The organism is Thioalkalivibrio sp. ALE30 (assembly GCF_000377465.1).
Lineage (GTDB): Bacteria > Pseudomonadota > Gammaproteobacteria > Ectothiorhodospirales > Ectothiorhodospiraceae > Thioalkalivibrio.
The window spans coordinates 72,568-82,120 of sequence record NZ_KB898176.1 but is presented as its reverse complement, the minus strand read 5'-3'; the positions used below and the strand labels follow the sequence as shown (position 1 = coordinate 82,120).

At 69.0% G+C, this 9,553-nt stretch carries 8 protein-coding genes; all 8 read right to left on the bottom strand.

Going from position 1 to position 9,553, the window contains the following annotated elements:
• Positions 1-198: 198 nt before the first annotated feature.
• The gene (locus D107_RS0112100) at positions 199-1,041 is read right to left on the bottom strand and encodes a ferritin-like domain-containing protein (protein ID WP_026280809.1); all 843 of its coding nucleotides are present in this window, start codon (positions 1,039-1,041) and stop codon (positions 199-201) included.
• 19 nt (positions 1,042-1,060) lie between these two features.
• A complete protein-coding gene (locus D107_RS0112095) occupies positions 1,061-3,565 on the bottom strand; it encodes a heavy metal translocating P-type ATPase (RefSeq protein WP_018881570.1) in 2,505 nt (834 codons plus the stop codon).
• Positions 3,566-3,576: 11 nt separating this feature from the next.
• Positions 3,577-3,708: a hypothetical protein gene (locus D107_RS14240; protein ID WP_255349391.1), complete on the bottom strand. Its 132-nt coding sequence runs from the start codon at positions 3,706-3,708 to the stop codon at positions 3,577-3,579.
• Between the two features lie 108 nt (positions 3,709-3,816).
• The gene (locus D107_RS0112085; protein ID WP_018881568.1) at positions 3,817-4,173 is read right to left on the bottom strand and encodes a hypothetical protein; all 357 of its coding nucleotides are present in this window, start codon (positions 4,171-4,173) and stop codon (positions 3,817-3,819) included.
• A 105-nt stretch (positions 4,174-4,278) separates the two neighbouring features.
• Positions 4,279-5,751 (bottom strand): cardiolipin synthase, encoded by a 1,473-nt coding sequence (cls, locus tag D107_RS0112080; RefSeq protein WP_018878329.1) that lies wholly within the window; start codon positions 5,749-5,751, stop codon positions 4,279-4,281.
• A gap of 27 nt (positions 5,752-5,778) precedes the next feature.
• The gene (locus tag D107_RS0112075; protein WP_018877088.1) at positions 5,779-6,969 is read right to left on the bottom strand and encodes an O-succinylhomoserine sulfhydrylase; all 1,191 of its coding nucleotides are present in this window, start codon (positions 6,967-6,969) and stop codon (positions 5,779-5,781) included.
• A 40-nt stretch (positions 6,970-7,009) separates the two neighbouring features.
• Positions 7,010-8,119 carry an alanine racemase gene (gene alr / locus D107_RS0112070; RefSeq protein WP_018878328.1) on the bottom strand — a complete coding sequence of 370 codons (1,110 nt, stop codon included), beginning with the start codon at positions 8,117-8,119 and terminating at the stop codon, positions 7,010-7,012.
• 8 nt (positions 8,120-8,127) lie between these two features.
• A complete protein-coding gene (gene dnaB, locus D107_RS0112065) occupies positions 8,128-9,492 on the bottom strand; it encodes a replicative DNA helicase (protein WP_018867241.1) in 1,365 nt (454 codons plus the stop codon).
• Positions 9,493-9,553 lie beyond the last annotated feature (61 nt).

The window sequence follows — 9,553 nt, the reverse complement described above, 5'->3', positions numbered from 1 at the left end:
ACAGCGGGCCGGGGTCGCGGCAGTCGGGCGTGTTTCTTGGTGACTTCTTTGCACGAGCAAAGAAGTCACTCGGGGCGCGCTGGCGAGTCAGCGCCAGGCAGTATGCGGACCGAAGGCACCGTAAACACCGGATGCCGAACCAGGACCAGCCACTGCCAGGCCTGACCACAAAACGGCGCAGAGCCGATCCGCTCGAATCTATGGCGACGAATCGGTGGCGGCCTGGGCCTCCAGTTGCGCCATCTCGGAGTCGGTGAAACCGGCGGCGCGGCGGGCGGCGTGGGCGAAGGGCGGGCGTACGCGGCCCGGCATGTACTCTGCCAGCAGCTCGAGGAAGAGCGGCTCGGCATCGAGCCCGCGCGCGTGGGCCAACTCGCGGAACCAGCGCGTGCCGATCGCCACGTGGGCGACCTCCTCGCGCTGGATGATCTCGAGAAGCGCCACGGTCGCGTGATCGCCCGCTGCTGCCAGGCGCTCGATCATGCCCGGGGTCACGTCCAGCCCGCGCGCCTCCAGCACGCGCGGCACCAGGGCCATGCGGATCATCACGTCGTGGTCGGTCGCGAGTGCGGCCTCCCACAGCCCGTTGTGGGCCGGCAGCTCGCCGTAGTCCGCCCCCAGCTCGTTGAGCCGCGCGCGCAACAGCCGGAAATGGCGCGCCTCCTCGGCCGCCACCTGCAGCCAGTCGCTGACGAACGGCGCCGGCATGTCGCGAAAGCGATACACGGCATCCAGCGCCAGGTTGATCGCGTTGAACTCGATATGCGCGACGGCATGCACCAAGGCCACTCGCCCGGCCGTCGTGTGCAGCCCGCGCCGCGGCAGGTCCTTCGGGTGCACCAGCACCGGCCGTTCCGGACGCCCGGGCACCTCCAACCGTTCCGGCCCGGAGCTGGCGACAGCCTCCAGCTCATCGGCCCACCAGTCGTCCATCAGCGCCAGCACGCGCTCGCACTTGGTCTCGGGATCGCACTCGCGCAGCGCCATTTCGGCCGCTCGGTAGAGATCCGAGCTCACGGGATGGGTGATCGGCTGACTCATGGCGGCCAAGGATACCCGTTCAGCGCTCGTCGGTCGGCATGCTGCGACGCAGCAGGATGGAGTTGCCGATGACCGACAGCGAGCTGGCGGTCATGGCGATCACGCCAATCATCGGGTGCAGCAGGCCGACCGCGGCGATGGGGATGGCGGCACTGTTGTAGCCCCAGGCCCAGAACAGGTTCTGCACGATCTTGCGAAAGGTCAGGCGCGAGAGTTGCGCGGCCTCGACGACCTTGGTCAGCTCGCCGCGCACCAGGGTCACGTCGGCGGCCTCGATGGCCACGTCCGCGCCGGCCCCGATCGCGATGCCGACATTCGCCTGCTGCAGGGCCGGGGCGTCGTTGATGCCGTCGCCCACCATCGCCACGTGGTCGCCGTACTCGGCCTGCAGTTCGCGGATCGCCTCGACCTTGCCCTCCGGCAGCACGCCGGCGCGGACCTCGTCGATCCCGACCTGCGCGGCCACCGCGTTGGCGGTGCGCTCGTTGTCGCCGGTGACCATCACGCAGCGGATGCCGAGGGCATGCAGCTGTTCGATGGCGGCCTGCGACTCTTCCTTGAGCGTGTCGGCGACCGCGACGATGCCAGCCGGCTGATCACCAATGGCCACCAGCATCGCCGTCTTGCCGGCATCCTCGAGCCGCCGCAGCGATTCCAGCAGGCCGGACGGATCCAGGCCCTGCTCCTCCAGCAGCCGCTGGCTGCCGACCAGGACGCGTTCTCCGCCGAGGTGGGCCTCCACTCCGCGCGCGGTGTGCGACTGGAACCGGTCGACCTCGGCAATCTCCAGTTCACGGTCGCGCGCGCCCTGCACGATGGCCTCGGCCAGCGGGTGCGCGGAGCCGGCCTCCACGGCCGCGGCCGCTTGCAACACGCGAGCGTCATCGAAGCCCTCGGCCGCGATCACGTCGGTCAGTGCCGGCTGCCCGCGGGTGATGGTCCCGGTCTTGTCGAGCACGATCACGCGGATGTCCTTCAGCGTCTGGATCGCGGAGCCCGAGCGGATCAGCACCCCGCGCTCGGCCCCCATGCCGGAGCCGACCATCAGGGCGGTGGGCGTGGCCAGCCCCAGCGCGCAGGGGCAGGCGATAACCAGCACGGCAATGGCCCCGAGGATAGCCAGCACGATCGGCGGGCGCTCCGAGTCGACCCAGGGCAGGAAGCCCTCGCCCCAGATCAGGATCGGCTGCAGCGCCCCGGAGAACGCCAGCCAGGCCGCGAACGCCGCCAGCGCGATGACCAGCACCGCCGGCACGAAGCGCGCGGTGATGCGGTCCGCCAGCTCCTGCACCGGCACCCGCGAGCCCTGGGCCTCGTTCACCAGCCGGATCACCTGCGACAGGAAGGTGTCGGCCCCCACGCGGGTCGCACGCACCTTCAGCCGCCCCTGCTGGTTCAGGGTCGCGCCGAGCACGCTATCGCCCTCGCCCTTGTCCACCGGTACCGACTCGCCGGTGGCGATGGATTCGTCCACGGTGCTCTCGCCGGAGACCACCTCGCCATCGGTGGGGACCTTCTCGCCCGGGCGCACGATCATCACCTCACCCACCTGCAGCGATTTCACCGGCACCTCGATTTCTTCGCCATCGCGTTCGACCCGGGCCGTCTTCGCGCCCAGGTCCAGCAGCTTGCGGATCGCGGAGGAGGCCTCGCCCTTGGCGCGGTACTCCAGATACCGCCCGAGCATGTGGAAGGCCATGATGGTCGCGGCCATCTCGATGAACGAGGTCATCGGGTAGACGAAGCCGATCAGCCCCAGCAGATAGGGCGGCAGCGAGCCCATGGAGATCAGCACGTCCATGTTCAGGCTGCGGCTTTTCAGCGCCCGCCAGGACGAACGGTGAGTGGCCGCGCCCCCGGCCAGGAACACCACCGGGAAGGCCAGTACGGCGACGATCAGCAGGTAGCCGGGGATTTCCTGCCAGAACATGTGCGGCATCATCAGCACCATGATCGCGATGGTCGGGATCATCGCGAACCACAGCCGGCGCCAGGCCTGCTTCAGATAGGCCGCGTCAATCTCGGCATCGTCCGCCTCGCTGCCGGCCTCCTCGGTCTCCAACGCCGCCACGTCATAGCCGGCCCCCTCGACCGCGGCGCGCAGGGCCTCGGCGTCGGGGCCACCGGGACCGGGTTCTATGGTCACACGGTGATCACCGATGTTGGTGCGCACCGCCTGGATGCCCTCCAGCTTCTCGATCGCACCCCGCACGATCCCCGCGCAGTGGTCCGACCCCATGCCGGGTACCACCAGACGCACCGTACCGGCGGCGCCCGTTTCGCCCTCGACTTGGGCGACGTCGTAGCCAGCCCCCTCGACCGCGGCCCGCAACCCCTGCGGGCCCACCTGCTCGGGGTCGTATCCCACGGTCACCCGGTGGCGGGCGATATTGGTCCCCACCGAGGCCACGCCGGGGGTCTTCTCCAGCGCCGCGCGCACGATCCCCGCGCAGTGGTCCGACCCCATGCCGGGGACGATCACCACCGCCTCGCGGGTGTCCGCTGGCCTCGCTTCCGTCGTCATCGCGCGCCTCCTCAGCGATTGCCGAACGGGTACTTGATCAGGGCGGCGATCCCGAGGATCAGCAGCACCAGGACGAGCAGCCCGATCAGGCCCCCGCCAAGACCCATACCGCCCATCCAGCCAAAACCTTGTTCATTCATCATGATGTAGTCCTCCCCGGGACAGAGTGAAAGACGCAAAGCGCGGTAATGCGCAGTGCGTGGGTGATGCGCGATCACCCGGGGCCGGGTGGAACCCCGGCCAGGGAGGAATCAGAGGGGTGGGCGCAGATCCGGTGCCGCGGGGGTACCGGGGCCCATGGCGACGGGAAGGGAAACCAAAACGGGCGCGGCCGCCGTGACCGGCGTGCCGGCGGGTGAAGGCAAACCCGAGACCCCGCAGACGCCACAGACCGCGCAGGGCATCTCGCAGGCCGAAGGCTCGGCTGGGATCACGAAGTCTGCAGACAAGGACTCCGACGCCGATCCGGCACCCTCACCCGCGCAGTGGTCCGCCGCAGTCATGCTGTCCGCGGCATCGCCGTGCATCATCCCGGCACCGGCGATCGGCGCCAGCAGCAGGGCGGCGACGATCAGCAGGTTCAACAGATGGTGCAGGGCTCGCGACACGGGCTGGCCTCGAACAGGTATTCTGCCTGCAAGTCTAGCAGCCGCTCCGGCTTTCGGTGTGACACAGATCAAGCCGCCCGAGCGTGTACGTTGATCCGTGTTTCCCTACAACACCGGCGCCAGCAGATAGGCAGCCCTTGCGGCCACCCGTCGCCAAAGCGGCAGGTCGTCCACATCCTGCCGGGTCATCTCGCGCGAGCGGGCAAAGTCGGCTTCAAACATGCGCGCCGTCTCGCGAGCGAAGGCCGGATCCATCACCAGCGCGGTGACCTCGAAATTCAGCCGGAACGAGCGGTTGTCCAGGTTCACGGTCCCCACCGCCGCGCCCATGTCGTCCACCACGAAGGCCTTGCCGTGCAGGAAACCCTCCTGATAGCGGTAGATGCGCACGCCGGCATCCAGCAGCGGACCCAGAAAGGCATAGGCCGCATGCGTGGTCAGCGGGTTGTCGGTGACCTCGGGGATCAGCACCCGTACGTCGACGCCACTGAGCGCGGCCAGTTTGAGCATGCCCTGCACGCCCTCGTCCGGCACGAAGTACGGGCTGGCGATCCAGATACGCCGATCCGCCGCATGGATAACCTGTTGCATCATCAGGCTGGCGGTCTCGAATTCGTCCGCCGGGCCGGAGGGCAGGATCAGCACCGGGACGCCATCGTCCGCCATGATCGCCGGCTTCCATTCCAGCTCCGGGATGTCTTCGGTCGCCCAGTGCCAGTCCTCCAGGAACACCGACTGCAGGGCCAGGGCGGACGGCCCCTCGATGCGCAGGTGGGTATCGCGCCAGGGGCCGATCTTCGGGTCCCGCCCGAGGTACTCATCCCCCACGTTCAGTCCGCCGACCCAACCCTGTTCGCCATCGGCCACCACGATCTTGCGGTGATTGCGGAAGTTCAGCTGGAAGCGATTACCGCGCCCGCGGGTCGAGTGAAAGTGCTGCACATGCACCCCCGCCTCGCGCAGGGCGTCGAGATAGCTGCCGGGCAGGCGGTAGCTGCCGATCTCGTCGTAGAGAAAATAGACCTCGACCCCGTCCTGCGCCCGCTCCACCAGCCGCCGCTTGAGTTCGCGCCCGATCGCGTCGTCGCGCACGATATAGAACTGCACCAGCAGGTAGCGCTCGGCCTGCTCGATCCCCTCGAAGATACTGTCGAAGGTCGCCTCGCCATCCACCAGCAGCTCGACCTCGTTGCCGTGGAGAAACGGCCAGCGGGCCAGCCGCTGCACCCCGTCCAGGTGCTTGCTCGGCTCTTGCGCGATGTACTGGTGGGACCACAGCTCCTCTGTCTTCGGCTGCAGGGCCCGCGCCAGAGCGGAGTCTTCGTCACGGCGCGCGACCACGTAGCCGCGAAACTCGCTGGCGCCGAATACCCAGTAGGCCGGCACGGCCACATAGGGAACGGTGTTGAGCGACACGATCCAGGCCACCGCGCCCTGCGGCGTCCGCGTGGACATCAGCGCATCCAGCGACGACAGGAACCCCAGCAGGTGGAAGCCAATAACGACCGTCAGCAGTACGCGCCAGCGCGGACGCCGGCGCGGCTTCGGATGGACATCACCGGATGCGGGTCTGGACATATCCGTGCGGTCGACCCGGGAGCCGCGTCAGAGCGCGTCGAGCCCGCGGGCCAGGTCGCGCTGGATGTCGGCGACCGCCTCCAGCCCCACGGCGACCCGCACCAGGGCCTCGGTAATGCCCTGGGCCTCGCGCCTGTCCGGGTCCACGCGGCCGTGGGTAGTGGTGGCCGGATGGGTGATGGTGGTCTTGGTATCGCCCAGATTTGCGGTGATCGACAGGAATTTCGTGGCGTCAATCACCGACCAGGCGGCCTCACGCCCGCCGGCGACCTCGAAACTCAGCACCCCGCCGAAGCCGCTTTGCTGGCGCTTCGCGATTGCGTGCTGCGGGTGGGACTCGAGCCCCGGGTAATGCACGGCCGTGACCTGCGGGTGGGCCTGCAGCCACTGCGCCAGGGCCAGGGCGTTCTCGCTGTGGGCGCGCATGCGCAGGGCCAGGGTCTCCAGCCCCTTCAGGAACACCCAGGCGTTGAACGGCGACAGGGTCGGCCCGGCGGTGCGCAGGAAGCCGTAGACATCCTTGCCGACGCGCTCGGCGTCGCCGACCACCGCGCCGCCCAGACAGCGGCCCTGGCCGTCGAGAAACTTGGTCGCCGAGTGGATGATGATGTCGGCGCCCAGATCCAGCGGGCGCTGCAGGATCGGCGTGCAGAAGCAGTTGTCCACCGCGAGCAGGGCGTCGTGCCGATGCGCGATCTCCGCCAGCGCGGCAATGTCCACCACCTCGCCCAGCGGGTTGGACGGCGTCTCGCAGAAATACAACCGGGTATTCGGCTGGGTGGCGGCCTCCCAGGCCTCGAGGTTCGACAGCTCGACGTAGGTCACCTCGACACCGAAACGGCCGAGGTAGTTGTTGAAAAGCACCGTAGTCGTGCCGAACACCGAACGCGAGCAGACCACGTGATCGCCGGCCTTCAGCAGGCCCATCATGGTCGCGAGGATCGCCGACATCCCGGAGGCGGTGGCCACACAGGCCTCGCCCCCCTCCAGCGCGGCCAGGCGGTCCTGGAAGGTACGCACGGTCGGGTTGGTGAAGCGCGAGTAGATGTTGCCGGGCGACTCCCCGCCGAAGCGCGCGGCGGCCTCCGCGGCCGAGCCGAATACGAAGCTGGAGGTCGGGAAGATCGCCTCGGAGTGCTCGCCCTCGGGCGTACGCTGGTAACCGTGCCGGATGGCTACAGTCTGCGGGTCGTAATCAGCGGGGTCGAAATCGGTCATCGGGGCATCCTTGGCTGCGGGATGCCACAGTGTACCGGGCTCAGTGCGCCGGCTGCAGGCGATCCGCCACGCGGGTCAACAGCTCGTAGCTGATGGTGCCAGCCGCGCGCGCGACCCGCTCCACCGGGAGCCCCTCGCCCCACAGTGTCACCTGGTCGCCAACCTGCGCGGCAGGCACCTCGGTCAGATCCACCGCCAGCATGTCCATGGAGACGCGCCCGATCAGCGGGCAGATCCGGTCACCGACCCGCACCGGCGTGCCCGACGGGGCATGACGCGGATAGCCGTCGGCATAGCCCATCGCGACGATCCCGGCGCGACCCGGTCGATCGGCCGTCCAGGTGGCGCCATAACCCACGCGGCTGCCCGGCTCCAGCTGCTGGGTCGCGATGACCGGGGCCTGCACCGTCATCGCCGGGCGCAGCTCGCCCTCCGGCCCCTCGGGCGGACGATCCGCCGGCGCGGAGGCCGGGTGTGCCCCGTAGAGCATGATGCCGGGCCGCGCCCAGTAGTCGCCGGGCGCGGCCCCCTCACCGCCCGAGCCCCAGCCGGCGAACAATGCAGCGGAGTTAGCCACGCTGCGGTATCCCGGCCACGCCCCGACGGCGCCGGCAAAGCATTCCAGTTGGTGAGTATTCTGCGGGTGGCCGGGCGTGTCGGCGCAGGCCAGGTGTGTCATCCAGTGCAGCCCCTGCTGCCCGTGCCCGGCGGCCTGGAGGCGCATCGCCACCTCGCCCGCCTGGCGCGGCTCGAAGCCCAGGCGGTTCATGCCGGTGTTCAGCTTGACCCAGACCTCGGGGAGGCGGATGCCAGAGGCATCCAGATGATCGAGCTGAGCCGGGTCATGCAGGACCGGCTGCAGGGCGAACTCGGCACAGGCGCGTGCGTCGCTGGCATCGTGCGGACCCTGCAGGACCAGCACCGGACCGTCGAAGCCGGCCGCGCGCAGCGCCCGGGCCTCGCCGACCTGGGAGACGGCGAGCCCGTCGCTGGCCGCCGCCAGGGCCTCGGCGGCCCATAGCAGCCCATGGCCGTAGCCCTCGGCCTTGATCACCGACCACATCGGGACACCGGGCGCCAGGCGTCGCGCCACGGCCAGGTTGTGCCGCAGGGCCTCGGGGTCGAGCTGGATGGTCGCCGCTCGCTTCACGTCCCGGGTCAGGCCTCGTGGCCGATCTCGCCGTAGACGTCGGGGGCGTAGTTCTCGAAACGGGTGAACTGCCCGCGGAAGGTCAGGCGCACGGTGCCGATGGGGCCGTTACGCTGCTTGGCAATGATGATCTCCGCAGTACCCTTGTCCGGCGACTCGTCGTTGTAGACCTCGTCGCGATACACGAAGGCGATGATATCCGCGTCCTGCTCGATGGCCCCGGACTCGCGCAGGTCGGACATCACCGGGCGCTTGTTCGGGCGCTGTTCCAGCGAGCGGTTGAGCTGCGACAGCGCGATCATCGGGACACTCAGTTCCTTCGCCAGGGCCTTCAGCCCGCGCGAGATCTCGGAGATCTCGTGGGCCCGGCTCTCGCCACTGCCGGGAAACTGCATCAACTGCAGGTAGTCGACGACGATCAGACCCAGCCCCTTGTGTTCGCGCATCAGGCGGCGGGTGCGCGCCCGCAGTTCGGTGGGCGACAGCGCCGGTGTGTCGTCGATGAACAGGGGCGCCTCGGAGAGCATCTGCACCGCGCTCGTCAGACGCGGCCAGTCGCCGTCCTCCAGGCGCCCGGAGCGCAGCTTCTGCTGGTTAATCCGGCCCATGGAGGACAGCAGGCGCATGGCCAGCTGCTCGCCGGGCATCTCCATGGAGAAGATCGCGACCGGCTCGGAGTTCTTCATCGCCACGTACTCGGCGATGTTCATCGCGAACGAGGTCTTGCCCATGGACGGACGCCCGGCGACGATCACCAGATCGCCCGGGTTCAGTCCGGAGGTCAGGGCATCCAGATCCTGATAGCCGGTGGCCACCCCGGTAATCGGGTTCTGGCTTTCGTAGAGATACTCGATCTGGTCGACCGCCGCGGTCAGCAGCGGCTTCATCCCGCGAAAGCCCTGGGCCCCGCGCGCGCCCTGCTCGGCGATGCGGAACACCTTCTGCTCCGCCACGTCCAGCAGTTCCTTGGAGTCGCGGCCCTCGGGGGTATAGGCCGAATCGGCGATCTCGGTGCCCACCGAGATCAGCGACCGCAGGATGGAGCGCTCGCGGACGATATCGGCGTAGGCCACGATGTTCGCGGCACTGGGGGTTTCCGCTGCCAGGCGGCCGAGATAGGCCATGCCCCCCGCGGATTCCAGCTCCGCGGTACGGTCCAGCTGCTCCGACACGGTGACCATGTCGAACGGGGCATTGCGATCCGCCAGCGTGGACACCGCCCGGAAGATCAGGCGGTGGTCGTGGCGATAGAAGTCTTCTGCGGTAATGCGGTCCGCCACCCGGTCCCAGGCGGCGTTATCCAGCATCAGGCCTCCGAGGACTGCCTGTTCGGCCTCCTCGGAATGCGGGGGGACCCGCGGATTCGGGGTCATGGGCGAGTTCATGCGACGAACCCGCCCACCTGCCGGGTATCAGCGACCCGGTGGGGCCACC

Coding starts and splice junctions, on each gene's coding strand:
- dnaB (WP_018867241.1), bottom strand. CDS start 9,492: ATGACCCCGAATCCGCGGGTCCCCCCGCATTCCGAGGAGGCCGAACAG.
- D107_RS0112075 (WP_018877088.1), bottom strand. CDS start 6,969: ATGACCGATTTCGACCCCGCTGATTACGACCCGCAGACTGTAGCCATC.
- D107_RS14240 (WP_255349391.1), bottom strand. CDS start 3,708: ATGATGAATGAACAAGGTTTTGGCTGGATGGGCGGTATGGGTCTTGGC.
- D107_RS0112095 (WP_018881570.1), bottom strand. CDS start 3,565: ATGACGACGGAAGCGAGGCCAGCGGACACCCGCGAGGCGGTGGTGATC.
- cls (WP_018878329.1), bottom strand. CDS start 5,751: ATGTCCAGACCCGCATCCGGTGATGTCCATCCGAAGCCGCGCCGGCGT.
- D107_RS0112100 (WP_026280809.1), bottom strand. CDS start 1,041: ATGAGTCAGCCGATCACCCATCCCGTGAGCTCGGATCTCTACCGAGCG.